This is a genomic window from Colwellia piezophila ATCC BAA-637 (assembly GCF_000378625.1).
Lineage (GTDB): Bacteria > Pseudomonadota > Gammaproteobacteria > Enterobacterales > Alteromonadaceae > Colwellia > Colwellia piezophila.
On sequence record NZ_KB905169.1, the window covers coordinates 159,785 to 179,920 of the forward strand.

General features: G+C 40.7%; 8 protein-coding genes. 1 reads left to right on the forward strand and 7 read right to left on the reverse strand.

Annotated features, from left to right (window positions below):
• Window positions 1–419: 419 nt before the first annotated feature.
• Window positions 420–3,500 (forward strand): TonB-dependent receptor, encoded by a 3,081-nt coding sequence (locus F580_RS0116880; RefSeq protein ID WP_019028931.1) that lies wholly within the window; start codon window positions 420–422, stop codon window positions 3,498–3,500.
• 805 nt (window positions 3,501–4,305) lie between these two features.
• On the opposite strand, the gene F580_RS25625 is transcribed toward F580_RS0116880, so the two are convergent.
• From F580_RS25625 to F580_RS0116920, 7 genes are all read right to left on the reverse strand, one after another.
• Window positions 4,306–6,963, reverse strand: a complete 2,658-nt coding sequence (locus F580_RS25625) for a DUF1800 family protein (protein WP_019028932.1) — start codon at window positions 6,961–6,963, stop codon at window positions 4,306–4,308.
• Window positions 6,960–8,432, reverse strand: coding sequence for a DUF1501 domain-containing protein (locus F580_RS25630; protein WP_019028933.1), 1,473 nt, complete (start codon window positions 8,430–8,432; stop codon window positions 6,960–6,962). The genes F580_RS25625 and F580_RS25630 overlap by 4 nt, the downstream gene beginning before the upstream one ends.
• A gap of 207 nt (window positions 8,433–8,639) precedes the next feature.
• Window positions 8,640–9,629: a ThuA domain-containing protein gene (locus F580_RS24810; RefSeq protein ID WP_019028934.1), complete on the reverse strand. Its 990-nt coding sequence runs from the start codon at window positions 9,627–9,629 to the stop codon at window positions 8,640–8,642.
• A 74-nt stretch (window positions 9,630–9,703) separates the two neighbouring features.
• The gene (locus tag F580_RS0116900) at window positions 9,704–10,594 is read right to left on the reverse strand and encodes an alpha/beta hydrolase (RefSeq protein ID WP_019028935.1); all 891 of its coding nucleotides are present in this window, start codon (window positions 10,592–10,594) and stop codon (window positions 9,704–9,706) included.
• A gap of 47 nt (window positions 10,595–10,641) precedes the next feature.
• Window positions 10,642–12,240 carry an arylsulfatase gene (locus F580_RS0116905; RefSeq protein WP_019028936.1) on the reverse strand — a complete coding sequence of 533 codons (1,599 nt, stop codon included), beginning with the start codon at window positions 12,238–12,240 and terminating at the stop codon, window positions 10,642–10,644.
• Window positions 12,241–12,251: 11 nt separating this feature from the next.
• Window positions 12,252–15,473: an alpha/beta hydrolase fold domain-containing protein gene (locus F580_RS0116910; RefSeq protein ID WP_019028937.1), complete on the reverse strand. Its 3,222-nt coding sequence runs from the start codon at window positions 15,471–15,473 to the stop codon at window positions 12,252–12,254.
• 1,120 nt (window positions 15,474–16,593) lie between these two features.
• Window positions 16,594–20,136, reverse strand: a 3,543-nt coding sequence (locus F580_RS0116920) for a hypothetical protein (RefSeq protein WP_019028939.1), incomplete at its 5' end; no start/stop codon positions are given.

The following is a 20,136-nucleotide window of genomic DNA, read 5'->3' on the forward strand; positions in this document are numbered from 1 at the left end:
GTGGGAGTTAAAAACGATTTAGGCAAGGCGTTAATTTTAGAGAATGGTTGTTCCATTGTTCAAATTAATAACGCGGAATAAATCGTTTTTAAACCCATCAACGAAGCGCTTGAGCAACATCACTTCATCGTTGCTATGACTTATAATGGAACAACCATTATTTCATAACAGCGCCTTGAATTGAAATAGCTCAAGCACTCTGAAACAAGCATCTTGAATGGTAATGGGTATAGATGTAATAGGAAATTTAAAAATTGAGTTGTACCTTTTTCACCTTCCTACAAAGTAGAGTCAGACGAGTTAATTGTGACTTATTTTCAAGGCGTCTGGTTACATACGCCTTAATTTCTGCATTTTCAAATAGAACGGGGTTGAGTTGTAGACCTGTAGTTTTTCTGCTTATACAAGCAAGCCTCCTAATGGTCTACACTCAAGCACATGCCGCTAATACCGATAGTATTGAAAAATTTTATCGCTTTGATATTCCTTCCCAATCGTTATTTGAATCGCTAGGATCTCTCTCCAAGATCACAGCGCGAACCTCTCTATTCCCTTACGACCTCGTTGAAACAAAAAAAGGTAAACGTCTAAAAGGCTTCTACACCACACAGCAAGCACTTAATATATTACTCAAGGGCACAGGCTTGCAAGGTGAACTTTTAGATAATGACACCTTTATGATCAAGGCTTTGCCTGCATCAGATGATACTGCTAAAAAGAATGATAAGTCAGAGAGTAAACTTACTGCAGAAGAAATAGCACTAACAAAAGAAACAGCAGAAACAGCTATAGAAATAATAAACGTTGAAAGTGGTTACTCAGCAAGCGAAGTTGAAGCCATCAATATGAAAAAATTTACCAATACAATATCTGCTAATTTATCCGCCGAAGATATCGGTGTTTTACCCGGTCAAAGTATCGCCGAGTCTTTGCAACGATTAACAGGTGTAACCGGTAATCAAACTGACGGCCGAAGTAATAGCATTAACGTACGAGGCTTGGGTAGTGCTTTCACATTAACAACATTGAATGGACGTGAAATTGTCAGTTCATTCGGTGCACGTTCTATCAATTTAAGTTTATTTCCCAGTGAGGCAATTCATAAAGCACAAGTATTTAAAACCGCTATGGCTGACTCCTTAGAAGGCGGGATAGCTGGTGTTGTAAATATGGAAACCATTAGACCGCTGGAGTTGAATAAAGATATTCATACTTTCTCTGCAACGGTTAATGGCAATACAAATCTTGATGACGTTAATATTGGAGACACATACGGTAAAAAATTTAGTGGCATGTACAGTCACCATTTTTCAAATGATCTTGCCGTAGTCCTTGGTGTTTCCCATAGAGAGGAGGCTTTACTGTTAGAAAGTTATAAACAAAGTCAACTTCAGCCATGGATTAATTTTGATGATAGTGTTGAAGATGAACTAGGACCAGGCAGCCATGACTTTAAAACTAAAAAGCAAGATATCACCCACTCATCATTATTTTTCACAGGGCAATGGCAGGTAACCCAAAACTTATTAATATCAGCAGATGTATTAACTTCTGATTACATCTATGAAGAGTATATGAGTAATACTCTTTTTGTATTATGGAACGATTTTCAAGTGATATCTGATAGTACACTCTTTGACGGTCAAAATAATGTAATGGCAAGTACCGGTACTATAAATGAGATCACTGCCGCACCAACCTATTTAACCAACGAAGACTCTACTGAAGTATATGGGCTTAATTTTGTTTACAATATAAATGAATATACGCAATTAGACCTTGATATTTCTCGGTCGACCTCCGATAAACGCTATAACTGGCATGGTTCATACGATACATTTGGAGCGGATATTAAACACCATATTTCTTGGGATAATACTACCACTAGTCCTCAATTCACCTATCATGGCTCTGATGTAAATGATGATGGTATTCTGATTAATATTTTAAATGATGGGCAATACCATGACTTTACCAATATTGAAATCGGCTCTCACAACGTCATCAGTGCGAATACAGCGATAAGAGTTGATCTAACATTTGATACTAATCTAAATTTTTTCCAGCAATTAAAAGTCGGTTTTAGAGCATCTCAAAATGAAAAAGAACTCATAAAAAATGCTCAATATTTAACACTTGACGATATGGCAGGGGTAGAACCTAGCAATTATCAACAAACCATCATTGATTCGGGACATTCATCTTTTGATGATATCAAAGGGTTGGACCAACCCTACTTTTTTAATATTAGGGATATTTTAGCTGATTACGCTGGCACAATTCCTGAAAATATCCAAGATGCTAGAGATAGAGCAGAAAGCTACGATTTAACAGAAGATACATTGAGTCTTTATGCGCAAACAAGTTTTGTCAGCCATTGGTTCGATGGCTCCTTAGGCGTTCGGTATTATAAAACCGCGGTAGAAACAACCAGTGAACAAGTTCAGATAATCATTGAAAAACAGGACTATCTGAATCAAGGTCAACCTGTCTATGAAATGTTCTGGCCTGAAGAAGGGGAAATAATAGGTATTCCAACAGTAGCAACTAATGAATACAGTGACATTTTACCTGCATTAAATGTTAATTTTAGAATGATTGATGATGTAGTTATCCGTATAGGTGTAGGAAAAGCTATGATACGGCCTACTATTAGCGCCCTTAACAATGGCTTGGCCATTAAAAGATCTATAGATGACGTCCAGTCATTTGGACCAGCATGGGATGCAAGCGATAGTAATTCTAGTTTAGGCAGTATTGGTAATGTTAACCTTAAACCTATTACCTCGAAACAAGCTGATATTTCATTTGAATATTACCCGAACACAACCGACTTTTACGCCTTAGCACTTTTCTACAAAGATCTAGATGCACTGTATGTCGGCGGTGCTGACCACTTCGTTGTGGAAGGCTCTGTTGATGAAAATGGTAACCCCGTTGCACTTCCGTTAGATAAACTGGTAATGGGCGAAGGTGGCTCTGTAAATGGCATTGAAGTTTCATTTAGACAAAATATGGAATTTATCTCAGAATTTTTTTCCGGGTTAAATATTTCAGGGAACTATATGAAATTTAACGATGGCGCGGAGCAAGATTACAACCCTAGAGGGGATGATCCATGGGAGCCTGAAGATGATCGAATCCAAGAGCTCATGTACCGGCCCGCAGGTTGGATAGATTCTACCTGGAACCTCACTTTCACCTATGATATCACTCAGAAATTATCGGCAAGGTACAATATAAATCAACAAAGCGAGATGGTGCTAGGTGATTATCGTGAATACCGTGTGCGCTTACCAAGCGCAATGCACAGTATGTCTTTACGATATAAGCACAATAAGAATCTAACACTATTTGGCCAAGTCGGTAATTTGACTGACGAATACGTAAGAAGCGGTCAAATCCACTTGAAGTTTCATGATGAGCCACAAAAACATGTGCTTCATCAACAACAGTTTCAAGGTGTTTCCTATTACTTTGGTGCATCGGCCTCATTCTAATAAATGTAGTTATATACTGCCCTAGTGATTTAATTGAATAACCTTCACAAAATGAATGAACGTGTCTATGCACATGGCTCAGGGACGTCATCCCCGTGGTGTCTTAATCGGACGTGTCATGGATGGCACTTATTAGACAATGCAGACGGTACAGGAAGTACCTTATTAGCAAATCAGCGGCTACGCCTCAACCATCTACCAGAAACATTTTTATTCGCAAGTACACCAAACCTTTGTTCGTCACTCCCGTAGGCGGGAATTTATTCGCACTTGTGCCTTATGTCATGGGTGGCACTTATTAGATAATGCAGACGGTACAGGAAGTACCTTATTAGATAATGCAGACGGTACAGGACGTACCTTATGAAGATAATGCAGGAGCAATTATCTTGACGCATATTATCTTGACGCATATTATCCTGACGCACATTCTCCTGAATCTAGCAATGTTCGCGGCTAAAGCCAGCTCCTACAGGCACACACTGTAGGAGGGTGTTTACGCCCGAACGTTTGCTAAGTTAGAATGTGTAACGGAGACAATGGATCTTCGATCAGAGACTTCGAAGATGACGGTGTTTATACTTTTATGTTTGCTTATAAATCAACAACTTAATTTCATGTTACTTAGAAGAGAATGCAGACGGTACAGGAAGTACCTTAATAGATAATGCAGGAGCAATTATCTTGACGCATATTATCCTGACGCACATTCTCCTGAATCTAGCAATGTTCGCGGCTAAAGCCAGTTCCTACAGGCACACACTGTAGGAGGGTGTTTACGCCCGAACATTTGCTATAAGAACCTTTATCTTTGTACTGCTAAGTCTGGAATCGACAAGAAGATAAAAAGCGTATCTTTAAACCGTTCATTGGCACTTAAATCCGCTATTCCGGCTATCAGTGTATTTCTTGTTGCTTGATTACTAGATTGTTTTAATTGACCGGCATTAAAATAAAAATCAAGATAATCCACCATGGCCGTTGCTTTATCAGTATTGGAGCCTGTCGTTGATTGCCAGAGGTTATTAAATAATGATTCGTTAAATCTAACGGTTAATTGGTCTGCGGTATATTGTGAATATTCTTCAGCCTTCCAGCGTTTAAAACCGCCATTGAGAAAACGATGATAGGTATTCAAATTAGTGAATAATTGAGATTCAGTTACAAGTTGTAATTCTGGGGATACTAAAGCGTTTTTTGCTAAATTCCCTGCGGGACTATAATCAGGTGAGAAAAAATTAAATACCGAAGGAGAGCCAAGCACTCTTTGACCTATATTTTGGTCACCCATTCGCAATAACGTCACCGCTGACGAAAAGTTGTTAGTTACGCTAGCCGGTAAATTTAAGCCATTCGTTTTATCGTCTAAGGGTATTTTTGAGCCGGCTTGAAATAAGCGCATCAATGAAGTCATTTGTAAAACTTGCTCTTTAATTTTACCAAAATATTTACTGTTAGCGGCATTAGGATTTCGTGCTTCGTCATCTAATAAAATGGCTTTAATGGTTGCGGTTAAATCCCCCGTTGAACCAAAGGCAGTGGCTACTCTTTCGATATATTCCGGGCTTGGATTTGAAGTGACAAAACGTTGAATTAATTGTTTAGCGATAAAGGGCGCTGCAGATTTATGAGCCACTAAAGCATTAATGACGGTTAATAATTCTTGTTGTGCACCCTGGGCATCACCACTGGCCATTTCTGGTATTATTAAAGTTCTGCCGTTATCAGTAAAAAGCGTTTTTTCATCAAATTCGTGTTGCTCAGTGAAATACTTCATGGGCTCAGTCCAACGATATTGGTAATCGTTGACCCAACTGTAAAGTTCAAAGTCATCATTAGCTACTTTGTTATTATAGTAATCTTTATGACTGAATGATAAGCCGGTAAAGACCTTTGCCATATTGGTTATGGTTTCGTTGTCGTAGGTTGGCATGGGTAAATTATCAGGACCTAATTTAATGGTGCCATTTATTTCCCTGTGTATTAAACCAAATGAAAACAGTTGCATAATTTCGCGGGCAAAATTCTCATCAGGAAAAAAACCTAATTCTGGGTTTGCTTTTTTATTTTGTAAATGGCTGAGCCAATACCCCATAACTGGGTGCACTGTAGCGTCGTACAAGGTCTCGTTATAGTGGCCAAAAGCATTTTTGCCGAGTAAATCCCAATAATGCGCCACGCCTCGGTGTGCACCGCGAATTTTTCCGTTGTCATCACCAATAACTAATATTTCACTTAAGGCAAAAGTCATACGTTGTCTGAGTTGATCTTTACCATAAACCGCGATTGGCCAAAAAGCATCTCGTCTAATTCTCCATTCCCAATCTACTTCTACTTCGCCTGGGAAATGTGCAATCGTAGCGTCAGTTAAGGCTAATAAACTGCTTTGCTCTACTTGTAATTGCTCTTCAATCCATGCTTGATAAACTTGCAGCCTATTACTGCCATCATTAGCTATTTGTGATCTTAATGCTTGATAATCTTCTGGTATCGCGCCAAAGGTTGCTTGAGTTAAAAAGCGAATGATATCTCTATCAATGTCATTTTCACTGAGTGTCAATTCTTCTGGTGGTTTTATATTTTCATCGAAAAGTAAAGCGGCACTTATTTCACCACCAGAAAAAGTTGCTGTGTGAATATTGATAAAGAACTCACCATTAAAGAGTGCATCTAACATTTGCTGCTCGGTAACAAAAATACCACCAGGCGCTAAATCCCATGGGTAATTGGTAATATTACCCTTGCTTTGAATATCTTTAATCATGTTTCCTGATGGCGATAAGTGAATATGTTGATCAGTTTGAACAGAATTTAAATTTGAAAAGGTATAACTAAGTAAGCCTTGTTCGTTATCACCTTGTAAAATAAAACTTAATACGCCAGTGCCATTGGTTGCAGCACCATTTTGAGGCGCAAAGAGCCCAATAAAGACTTTGGCATTATCTCGAGTATTATCAGCATCGATAATCGTTATTTGTGCAGATTTTTCATCTGCTAGAATATAACCTTCATTTTCAGATAAGTTAATCACTAAGGTTTCAGGTACTTCATGAAGTTCATCCAGAATAGGCTGCACTTCAATAACACGAGAATTCTGACCATTTTTTAATGTTAAAGTGTCTCCAACTTGCCCTCCATCACTATAGATCAGCTGATAATCTGTTGGTGAGGTAGAGCCTTTTGTTAACGCTGAATTTTCTGAAATATTAAATGTTATATCTATTGATGCTGTTGTTTCTTGACCAGTACGTTTGATTTCAAATTTTGCAAATTGATGGCTTTTTTCTATGGCTAATAAGGCGATAGCATTTATTGATATGGTGCTCTTATTAGGATCAGGAGTGGGTGTTGGAGTCGGTGTGGGCGTTGGCGTTGGCGTCGGAGTTGATGTGTCACCTCCTCCGCCACAAGCAGTTAAACCTAAGATGATTAAGGCTATTGAAAAACGGCTGATTATGCTCATACTAGATCACCTGATTTAATTAAATCTAAGTTTGCCTCAGGCTCGAATGAACTTGGGAAGTTTGCTAATGAAGGAAAGAGTTGCGTTAAGTTTTCTTTTTCGACGCCAAACCAATGGGCTATAACAGCATTACATTGCGTTGTTGCGGTTGTTGGTAGCCAGCGTCCTCGACCTTTGTCGACATCTAAACCTTGGTTAAGTTTTAAGTCGGGATGAGTACCAAATAATTGCCCACCATTAACCATACCGCCCATAACCATGGCATGACCACCCCAGGCGTGATCTGTTCCAGCGTCATCTTTGTCATCATTTGGGGTTAATGTTCTTGCAAATTCGGAGCCGATAAAAGTTAAGGCGTTATCAAAATCGCCTTGGGCGACTAAAGCGTCTCTAAAGCCTTTTAATGCCGCATTTAATTGTTGCATTTGATATTGATGATCAGTTAATAGGTTTTGGTGTTGATCAAAACCGCCTAACTTAACAAAGAATACCGGTCGATTATTGCCAGTTGATTCACGACCGGCAATCATTTTTGCAACCGTTTTTAATTGTCTTGATAGTTCACTATTATTATTGCCAGCATCCTCAAATATTTGGTCATAATCAACATTTTTAGCCTCGGCAAGATTAAATGCATTGCCAACAATTTGTTCAGCACTACGAGCTGAATTAAAAATATTTCGGTATTTTTGTACCATTAAATGATCATCGTCATTCACATTGTTGATTGCCTCTTCAACCACACTTTGTCTAATACCATCAAAGCCATATAATGGTGTTGCTCCATCCGGACTCATTACATAGGGGTTGATAACACTGTCTTTCGTCACTTGCCAAGTATTTAATCCCGAAACAGACATTAACGGAGAAACAACACTGTTGGTATTGTAAGTGTCTAACAATTCGACCATTCTTCCGCCCCAACCAAATTGAAAGGTTCCACTAGCACTACTTTGAAATTGTCGTTGTTGATCCGAATGAGAAAAGAGTTGCGGTGGTAAAACAGCGGTTTTATTTAAATATTGCTCACGTGTTACTGGAGTGGCCAAGTTACCGATATTACAGATGAAAGAGAGTTCTTTGGCATTAAACATATTGGCCATATCCGCACATTCAGGATGTAAACCAAAGTCCTGGTATTGTGTATCGCCATACACATTTGCAGCGGACACTAAGTTAATATCATGTAAAACGTCTTTATCGAGAGCAACGTTAGCACGACCAGTTTCATAACTGCTTCGGAGTTCTCCATCCCCTTTAGGTACTAACATATTAAAGGCATCATTACCGCCAGCTAAAAACACATAAACTAAGGCTTTATAATCAGATAATGGTGCGGCAATGGTTTTACTTGCACTAAACAAACTTAATACACCAAGTGATTTAGCTGCAATACCCGCTGAAACACTGAACAAAGAAGATTGACGCAGAAAACGGCGACGTGATTGATCATAGGTACTATCAGGCATTATAACTCTCACTACTTTTATTTATTAGTTTCAATAATAATAATTTGTCAAAGATAAGACGTTTCAGTAAATAAAATGTACAAGGTTATTTAAAAAATATTCAATGAGTTTATAAATTCGTTGTGATAACCATATCAAGGGGACATATCAAGTGTTCTGACCCCTTGTTTTTTTACATGGTTTATTTACATTGTTTTTAACAATTTTCTAATCTTCCAGTAAAACTGCATCACTTGCTGGAAATGCCTCCGGAACTGGATATGTTACCTGCTCGGTTGCTGTCCACTGTAAAGCACGAATCAATAGTACGCGAAAGCCGACACTGTGGAAGTTTAATCCTTCTTCCTGCATTAAATGTCCCAACATTGTTGTATATACGCGGCCATCACCATAGTTAACAATCCAGTCAATCGGTTCATTACGCTTGCTGTCTTTGGACCAGGCATAATGAAGCACAGTCATATTTTTTGCTGGTCCACGTTGACCATGAGAAAGTTGCTCCATGGCATGCATCCATTTTTCGGGAAATCCATCGGTAATTGGGTGATCTTGCTCGAAAACCGTCATAACAAAATCATGGTTTTCTTTATGCCCAGCTCCAAGTCCTTCGCCTTTAGGGATATAGGCTAGCCTGCCCGTTTCATCAATAATAACTCCTTGGCCAAAATTAGGACTCCGCCATCCCAGACCAATCATTTCATTATAAGCATCCCAGTTTAGAAAAGCGTTATTTGCCGCATGAAAATTAACCACGCCACCACCTTCTTTTACATACTTTTCAAATGATTTTTCAACTGCTTCGGGCCAGCGTTTGCCATTACTGCTATGCCCGCCGTTAAAGTTATTTAAAATAACATCGTAAGAGGAAAAGCTAGGATGCCATTTTGACCATGCTTCGGCTGTAGCCTCCCGTGGTGGTGTCGTGGAAACGGTGACATCGAAAAGCCCGCTTGGCTCCAGAATGGCTTTAATACGGGAAGTGGTATCTTTCCAGTTATGGTTATTCATGCCATCGATAATCAGCACCTTAATCAAATCATCTACCTTGCTTTGACTTGCTGCACTAGTTGGAACAGCTATTTTTGATGGGTCTTGGATAGTTGCAGGTGCTGGATTTTTTTTGTTTTGCTCATTTCCTGCACCACATGAGTATAAAAACGTGGTTAAAATAAGTACTAGAAGATATTTAAAACTCATAAAAATATACTCTTATTATATTAGTTAATTTATTAAAATGTTCAGATACGTTTTTTGATTTACCGAAGTCGCAATTACAATAGCTTTAGTCGGATCATCCATTCTTTCATACGTTCTGGCCAGCTTGCTACCGGTAGTCCTGTTTTACGGACACCGAATGCATGGCCGCCACTTTCATAGATGTGCAGCTCTGCGGAGGCACCTGCTTTTTTCAAGGCAATGTAGGTCTCGACCATGTTAAGCGGCATGTCTTTGTCATCATGAGCAACGACCATAAAAAAAGGCGGGGATTCTTTGGAGATGGTAGCGTTAGGAGGTATTCCACCCATATAAATAGGGGCAGCAAAATTGGCGGTAAAAGAGACTTCGTCGTATTGGTCGACCGGCTGATAAATACGTTCTTTAATAACGGTAGTGTATGCTACAGGTATGCCTCCAGCAGAAAATCCGATTATGCCGATTTTGTCTGCTTTAATGCCCAGCTCTGCTGCTCTGCCTCGAACTAGGCTGACAGCACGCTGGCCATCTTGTGCGGCGGCAAGCCATTTTTTGTCTTTGTTAAAGGCTATACCGGGTACGCGATATTTCAAGACGATGGCAGTGACACCAATCGAATTAAACCACTCAGCAACTTCTGTGCCTTCCAAATCGTAACCCAGGATCCAGTTGCCGCCACCGGGTGCAATGATGATTGCAGTGCCGGTATCTATTTCTTTGTTAGGTTTGAAAATCACCAGTGTCGGTTTAGTCACATTGGTTAAGCGTATTATAGGGCGACCCGCATATAATTTATCATCTGGTTTTGTTCTGTCATATTCCGGTGGTAGTTCAACATTGCCACCCGGTTTTTCACCAGGCCAGAGTTGCCAAATGATCGGTTCGGCGGCATGAACTTTAATGGCCAACAAATGGACTGCCATAGTGATACAGAGCACTATTAATGTATTTTTAACTAGATGTATCATGGTTGTAACCTATTTATCCTATCTAATAGTTTAATCATTTAATTTCATTATCTTAAAGTGGTCTTAAAACTAAAGTTGCGCCATGAAACAAAGCCATTGTTTAAATCACCGCTACAAGCTTCAATCAATAAATTTTTGAGTTGTTTAAGTTTGTTAGGCTGCAGTTTAGATAGGTCTTTTGTCTCTGCTTTATCATCCGGTAGGTAAAATAGTTCGAAAGCATTTTTCTTCATGTAACTACGAATTTTCCAGCCATCGTTGGTGATTAACATTGGCCCTTCAAAAGAGCCATAAACAATATAGTCATGCTCTTTTTGAGGCTCATCACCCGGCTCTTGACCTAGCTCTTTTCCCATTAAAGCTTGATAATACGACAGTCCATCAACCGCTAACTTTTCTTGATAATTAACCAACTCAGCAATAGTAGGCAACATATCATAAGAGGCGACAAGCCTATTGCTTACTGAGCCAGTCGGGATTTTACCTGGCCATCTTGCGATCAAAGGAACATTCACCCCTCCTTGCAAATTACTCTTTTTTAAGCCTGCGCGGCCGCCATTCCCATTGAAGACATCTTTTGCGCTTTCGCTATAAAATTTGTTTTTATAGTTATCAAAGAGTTGACCTGTGGTGATATTACGGTAAGGTTTTTCTGCTCTGCCTTTTTGCCCGTAATAAATCTCATGGCCGTTGTCTGAAGTAAAAATAACCAGGGTATTGTCGTCAATATTTTGTTTTTTCAATTCATCGAGTATGAGGCCAACGTCATCATCGAGTCTTTTTACCATCGAGGCATATTCTTTCTCGATTTGAGTTAACCGTTTATCGTTAACAAAGTCTGGATGAACCACAGGGATAGCGACTGGGCCATGTGGTAGTTGGGTAGGAAAATAGAGGAAGAAAGGTTGGTCACCAGCATTGCGAATATAGTTAAGTATGCCATTGATAAAAATATCTTGAGAATAAATAGCTTTGCCTTTTCTGTTCCAACGTTCTTGATAGGCTTGTGGATTTTCAGGTTCAAAAGATTTTCCGCCACCGATTAAGCTATTACCTTTAATGGATTTAAGCTTGCCGTTTTCAAATAAAAACGGCGGATAAAAACCATGGGCATTAACATGATCCATATATCCTAAATGATAACCCCAACCATGACGTTTTAATCGTTTAGGTGTGGTAGCAAAGCCCCAATCTAATTTACCGAACTGAGCGGTTTTATACCCGGATTCTTTGGCTATTTGTGCTATAAATACTTGTTCCTCCGGTGTTGGAGGAAAGGTGGCGTCTAATGCATTAGTGACTTGCTCAACCGACAACCCGTCAGTGCTGATACCTTGGTAAATTTTACCTTTGCTATAACTAAAACCGGGACTTCTTACATCGGTGAGTCCTGTCAATAACGACGCTCTTGCTGGCGCACATAACATGTTTGAATAGGCGTTTGTAAAGCGTATACCTTCACTTGCCAAACGGTCAATATTTGGCGTCTTAATAATTTTTTGCCCTTCGTGACCGAGTAAACCTATACCTAAATCATCAGCATAAATTAAGATGATGTTAGGCTGTTCATTGTCACTGGCATGAGTAGCCGGTAAACCAAACATAACCAGTAATATCAATATTTTATACATGACTATTTTATACATGATCAGGTAATCTATTCAATTAAATTTCGACGTCGGGCGAACATCATTAACCCTAATAAACCAATATAAGACATGCTACCACCGGAACTCTTTGAATCTTGTTCAGGTGTCTGAGGTGTTTCAGTCTCAGGTTCTGTTGGAGTTTCAGTCTCAGCTTCTGTTGGAGTTTCAGTCTCAGCTTCTGTTGGAGTTTCAGTCTCAGGTTCTGTTGGAGTTTCAGTCTCAGGTTCTGTTGGAGTTTCAGTCTCAGGTTCTGTTGGAGTTTCAATCACGGGTTCAGTGGTTACACCTTGCATAATACCGTTTGTCTTTAAGAATTTAGCCATTTCGTACAAAACATCTTCATATTGTGGAAAGTCATTATTGAAAAATGCGTGTGGTTCTCCTGGGTATATAATTGCTTGTGCATTACCTCCAGCTTGATTTATGGCATTTGCAAACAATGTGCTTTGGGTGTAATTGATGGTAGGGTCCGCATCACCGTGTAACAGCAAGGTTAGCGGTGGATTTGCTCTTATGTTATGAAAAGCAGAGTTTGCTGATTTCGAAGGGAGGTGATGATCATAATAAGTATTATTAGGCGGGAAGCTACTATTGGGGTTGTCAACTAAGTTAAAGACACCATTAAAGCCTACATAAGCTTTAATATCGGTATATTGCTGCGCTGCTAGTGATGATAATGGTGTACCCGCTGAGCCGCCACTAAAAAAGGAATTAGTTAAATCCAAATTATAAGTGTCTGCATTATCAACAGCCCATTGGTAAGCAGCGTCTATGTCTTCCATGGCCAAGGTAAATGAACCATTAGAACCGACATTACGGTACGCAATCTCTAGGGTTGCTATGCCTAATTCTTTGGCAAGGTACTCGCTGTGAGGGCTTGCATATGCCCATGAATCTGCGGCTGTGCCGCCGTTCCAGCCGCCACCATGAACCCAAAAATGAACTGGTACTTTGTTTTCTCTGTTGGTAGGCAATGCGACTTTAAGTGGAATGTTATGGGCGCCATTGTCGCGTGTTATCAAGGTCGAAATTTCAATCCGTTCAAAACCAAAGTCTGCATCGGTATCGACAATAAATTCGTATTCGGCTTGCTCACCATTAAATTCGAGCCCGGTGGTTGTTAATACAAAACCAATGTCTACACCAACTAAAGCGCCTTGGGGCCAATCTGTGCTAGGACTTAATGTCAGGCTATTAGTGTTCGCTTGTGACCAGCTACCGGCAGTGTTATCAAGGACCTTATTGATATAAATATCTATGTTCGCGGTTGAGCTTAGCGCCACATCTTCACTAAAGGTGAAGGTGAGTGCGCCGTTTGACGCCAACGCTGTCGTTGCCAGTGGCGTGAATTGAGTCACTGAAAAGTCATAGGAGTTATCGCCTTTAATCAATTGCATATTATCAATATGTGCTGAAACGCCATCACTCGGTGGTAGCCAGAAAAATACTTCTACCGACCTGGTATTTTCATCGGTGGTAAAGGTTATTTGGCGCAGTGTGTATTCGCTGTCATTTACATTAAATGTGCTTATTTTTACATTGTTACTACCATTCACACCTAGCACAACATGTTTTGCACTGTCACTGATTTTTACATACGCTGTCATGGTATAGGTGGTGTTGGCTTCAACGTCGACCCATTGACTAAGAGAGCCTTGATTGACTAACTCAATGGCTGTAGCGCCTGAATAGACGTCGGTATGAGTAACCACTGGATTGCTCCACGTATGCCAGCCGGTCAGTTCTTGCTCAAAATCGCTGTTGGCAATTAAATTATTGCTAACAGGAGCATCATCTTGTTCAATGCTAAATTCAATCATAGTTAGGGTATTTGGCGGTATGTTTGCCAAATAATTGCCAGAAATAGCATTATTCCATAGGCCAATACTGGTTAGATCATCCGGCTCACTAAACCGTTTCGCTTGATTGACACTAAGAATATTATAACCGTCAATGCTAAATTCCGCATTTTCAACGCTGTCTCTTTTACTTAACAGATAAACATAGGCTTTATCCGCTTTGATCACAGTCGTGGTCATTATTTTACTGTCGGCCGAAGTACTACTTACTACGTCGCCGCCAATGGCATGTTTGTATAGTTCAAAAACCTTAGCCATCGGACTGGCTTGGTAATTATCGTCAGAGTTGACCAAAGCTTGGAACTCTGCTGTTGTACTGCCAGACCATTGGGTTGTCCACATAGAGGCTAGTTCGAGGCCGCCTTGGATGAATTGCATCTGCATTTCTGATGCCATTAATGCTGTTTTGAACGGGGTATGGTCTGGATTATTATTGTGACCTCCGGGGGCAATATTCCACTCTAAAGAGGCGAGTTTTATATGAGATTTACCAAGTGAAGTAGTAAGGTTATTAAAAAATGCTATCTCTTCGACATAAGTGCCACCATCGTACCATTGGGTTTCATTCTCCATCGGTGTTTTGGCTTTCCATGTATCCCAGGTAGCAACACCCCATTTCCAATACCAATGAACATCGATGTAATCAATATTATCGCCGGCTACATTGATTAATGTCGTGTAATCGCTGATATTTGTTCTAACATGACTTTTCCAATTGGCGATAATTTTGGCATCGGGAACTAAGGTTTTAATAGCCGCGCTATAAACATTAACTTGCTCGGCATAAGTTTGTGGTGTCCAAGCTTCACCATCATTATCTTTGTCTTTATTGTAGCCATTGCCACTATGATCAGATTCATTATCAAGATAGAAATATTTAACATCGAATCCTTTTGATAGGCAGTAACTGATCATATCTTTGGCTTCTTGCACCGCTTCTGTCTGTCTATCCCATTCAATGCCCGAGCTTAAGTTGATACCTAACATTGGCTCTGTGCCTGCGGCAATGCTAAGGGTCATATACTCATCTAAGTCCATATACTGAGAAGGATCAGCATTGGTTGCCGAATAGTTAGGATCCCATTTATCAATCCAACCGACGCCAGTTAAATCATTCCAGTGGTACATAGTAGTAACGGTACCGCCAGGCCAACGTAGAAAACTGGCGCCAACATCTTGGTATAGTTTCGCCATGGTACCATCAGCATAAATAGCGTCGGCTTCTTCAGAATAAACTAGCCCATGCCCTTGTATCATCGGGTGCACGGTATGGCTTACGTTGTTGCCATCAATATTGATCATTACCTGTGCATTAGCATATTGGCTAGTAGTACAGAGCAACAGAAGAAGTAACACTAAATTTTGTCTCATAATATTTTATCTTTATTATTTACGGGGGGATTAGCTTTCAACACTAATACTTTGTCAAAGATAAGACGTTTCAGTAAATAAAATGTACAAGGTTCTTTTAAAAGAATTATATAGGCGAGAATCCAACCGCTCCTTGCCATCGACGTACTTGGAAGTATTGATGTCTTGAAGGCACGGATGCCTAGTAACGACCATGGCACGTCCGACTAAGACACCACTGGGATGACGAACTTGAGCTATATGCATAGGTACGTGTTTTTAAAGTTACTAGTCACTCCTCGGTGTAGCGCAAAGCGAGGCCTACATGGATGTAGGTCACTTAGGTTATGCATGGAGCTTATAACCTGTCTCTTTGACCTCGGTTGTATAAAATTCTCTTCGCCACTTATCACTGCTTGGCTATCTTAAGACATAAAACAAGTATCACCACCGAGAAAAGATTAACAAAAAAAAATCACATGCCTATGTAACAAACGCTCGGGCGTAAACACCCTCCCTGTAGGAGCCGGCTTTAGCCGCGAACAATGCGAACACAGCCTAACACAGCCTAACATCCCATCGTGCATCAAACCCTGTTCGGGCGTAAACACCCTCCTACAGTGAGCCGGCTTTAGCCGCGAACATTGCTGGATCCCCGACAAGACACCTCGGGGATGACAGTAAATAGGCTAGGCGTTCTACTAATGAATAAGCTAGAGGCTCCCAACTAACTCCCGTCATTCCCGAGTTCACTTGTCGGGAATCCATATGGCCAAGGGCGTGGATCCCCGACAAGACACCTCGGGGATGACGAACAAAGGTTTGCTGTACTTGCGGATAAAAATATTACTGGTAGATGGTTGGGGCGCAGCCGCTGATTTGCTAATAAGTGCCATCCTTGTAACGTCATGGCACCGCGACACCCGTTCATCCTGAACATACACGCTCCTTGCCATCAGGACAATATGCGTCCTGCATTGTCTAATAAGTTACATCCTTGTAACGTCATGGCACCGCGACATACCGTTCATCCTGAACATAAAAAAGCCTCAGCATTTCTGCTGAGGCTCTGGGACTTTCCTTTACGTTTTTTGTCATATACCTTTAACAATCAAGATAGATAACAGTGTCAAAAGCAATATTAATCTTTAGATAAAGCTCCTTTTTTATTCGCACGTCTATTAAATGCCGTTAAACCAAGAAATACTAATAACCAGGCCATAGAGCCACCACTACTACGCTCATTAATTTCGAACGTTATAATTTGGCTTGTTTCATTTTCACCGCCATAAACAGTCAGTTGTAGTTCTATAGTGTTATCTGTTGAAATATTTGGCACGGTAAAGTGTATAGTTTGTGTTGAACCTTCACTGGTAGCAATCGCTTGGCCGGTAAGAGTAAGTGTTGGACCTGATAACTGTGTCCATACATACCTGAGGTCATCTTCTTCAATATCACTAGCCGTTGCCGTAATGGTAACCTTTTCACCCTCGGTATAACTACTTTCAGATGCTACAGTGACCGTTGGTGATTTATTAAGATACATTACGGTTAATGTAATGATTTCTGACGTTTCAGCCGTGCCATCATTAGCCGTTAGCATAAAGGATAAATCAGCGGCTTCATCATCAAAAACGGGTGAAGTAAAGGCTAATGACGACGAAGTTGGGTCAACCAACACGACCGTCTCCCCGCCAACCTGTTCCCATAAATAGCTTATTGAATCATTTTCTGCATCAGTAACGATACTTTCAATAACAATATCACTCATTTCCTTCACTGAGCTATCAACTAAGGTGATTACAGGTGCTTGGTTATGTACTTCTGTCGCCAATACGCCAGGGTCTTTTACAATACCATTTGCTTGACCATCTGCATCGTTTGGACCACCATCTTCAATAAGTAGTTGAATACAGTCATCACCCACATTTAATCCGTCAATGGTTACGCGATAAGCGAATGAAAGCGGCGCAGGACAATTACCATCAGCGTCTTTTAATGCAGTTGATACGTTGTTTCTGCTATCGACAACAAAATCAAACCAACCAGCAGCTTCAGTATATTTACGATAAACCGCCTCTTCAGGAATATATTTACCCGTCGCTAGTGGTATTACTACCGGAACGATATCACCAACGGCTGATAACCCTGAAACATTAAAGTTAATAATGGTTGAAAGTGTTTGATAATGTCCATCTACTGAGTTATCAACCTCACTGCCATTTTCACCCGCATTGCTGGCAATATCATTGACATCAATAGAAGCATCGATACTGGCAACACCGGTAGATGAACGAACAATATCACCTAAACTAAGCTGTAAACCAGTAATGGTCTGCATCGGCTGCGTATCTTCACCAATAGGTAAATGGCTAGGATTACTGTCATCATCTAAATAGTCTAAAATACCATCGTGATCACTATCAGCATAACCTTCATCCGCATCAGAAATACCATCATTATCCGCATCATTGTCCGCACTCAACACGGCAAGCTCGGTTGCTACCACTAGACTCAAATCAGTCGTTGTTGCAAATAATTCATTGGTATTATCTTCAGCAACAGTTACCGACAAAGCGAATGTACCCGCCTCTAATGGTTCAAATTCAAAGGTTGAATCCAGGTTATCGAGATTTAAGTCAACTAACTGACTGTTACCTACATGCCAACTAATGGTGTGCGTATCAAGCGAGTTCAAGTCGTTAACAGTCGCAGTGACTGTAACAACACCAGCACTAGCATCGATCACACTGACCATGTTATCACTTTGTTTAACAGCCACGTTTAACGTTGGCGTTATATTCATATCGATAACGGTTAACGCAAAGGTGTCATCACTGTTAATAACTGCATTGCTAGCATCTGATAACGATATATTCACCATGTCACCACCAAGTGCACCTCCTGCGATATTCAGCTCAATAACGCCCGCGGTTCCTTGTTCGATAACAAGTTCACCATCAGAATCTCCAACGACAGAGCCAGTGATTTGATAAGCAATGGTAACAGGGTAAACAGCCGCTTCACCCGATAAGGTAACCGGCACTTGATAAGATGCGCCCGCTTCAACGTTACCGCTTTGGCCAAGCGTTGCTATTGGGTTAATGTGAACAGTTAATTCAGCTAGTGCAATGTTTCCAAGGCTATCTTCAGCTGAAAGCTGTAAGGTGTGCATGCCAGACTCAAAAGTAGTATCACCGACAACCGTTGCCATTATTTCACCATCAGCAAGGTCATAAGCGACAACGTTAATCTCTGCGCCAATATTGGTTAACAAACCACGCGCATCAATGCTTTGAATAGCTAAATCAGCAAAAACTGGTTCAGTATCGCCAATCGAATTATCAAGTGGTGCAGTATCATACTCGTCAAGAATACCATCATTATCATCATCGATATCGAGGGTTAAACCTGAAGATGTAATACAGTCTACATCACAGCTTGCCAAGAAATCATCAGGCATGCCGTCATTATCGGTATCTACACTTGCAGCGGCATTCTTAGCAAAGGCATCTACGTCGTCTAGTACACCATCATTATCATCATCTAAATCGAGGGTTAAACCTGAATTATCAATACAATCTTGATCACAACTTGCCAAGAAATCATCAGGCATGCCGTCACCATCGGTATCTACACTTGCAGCGGCATTCTCAGGAAAGGCGTCTACCTCGTCTGCTACACCATCACCGTCTAAATCATCATTTACAACTTCGCCAGGTCCCATTAACGAGAAGTTAGCAGCCCACATTGGCACTTCAGCATTACGGTCTGTAAAGATGATTTTCCCATCAGCATCACCATCATTATCAACCGTGGTTAAATGCACTTTAAAGGGTTTAGCAACATCAATATCACTAGGCGCAGTAAATTCTTCCGTAATAACAACCCAAGCGCCGTCAGAAGCAACTGGATTATCCAAAGTTACTGTTGTTATGACATCTTCTCCGACTTTGGTGTATGAGTAATTCCAAACTAACGTTTGATTTCTTACTGCACCGTCAGCAGAAAGCACATAGGCGCCACCTGGGATAATACTTTCTATTTCACGAGATATACCATTCCTATGAAACTCTCGATAGTTGTTCTGGAAAAGATAGTTATCACCACCGTCATACGGTTGCGGGCTAAGCCACCATTTACCTGCATCTGTTGCAGTTGGCACAACGACATAAAGGTTACCCCAAGCAGTACCATCAAAGCCTGGATCAAACTTAGCGTATGCTGGAACGGTTCCAGCTGAGGTTTCTATAGGGAGATCACCCGTGACTTCAACTTCGTTAGTGCCGCCAGGCCAATCGCCTGTAGATGACACTGTGTCTATTTCACCGGCAGGGATGTATTGCACAATGGGTAGTTCATCGGCTGGTTCATCGCCAGGTCCCATTAACGAGAATTCATCAACCCCCATTGGACCGGCAGACGTACCACCAATTCCCACATCATCACCAACAGTTCTTAAATACACGGTAAAAGCTTTAGCAACATCAATATCACTCGGCGCAACAAAGGTATCATCAATATCGACCCAAGCGCTTGCTGATAAGGCTTCATTGGTTAACGTTATTACTGTTTCGCTCTCTTCACCAACTTTGGTATAACGATAAGCCCAAACGAAAGACCCTTCTGTCGACCCTCTTGCTGAAAGCTCATAACTACTATCGGGTACAATACCTTCAACTAA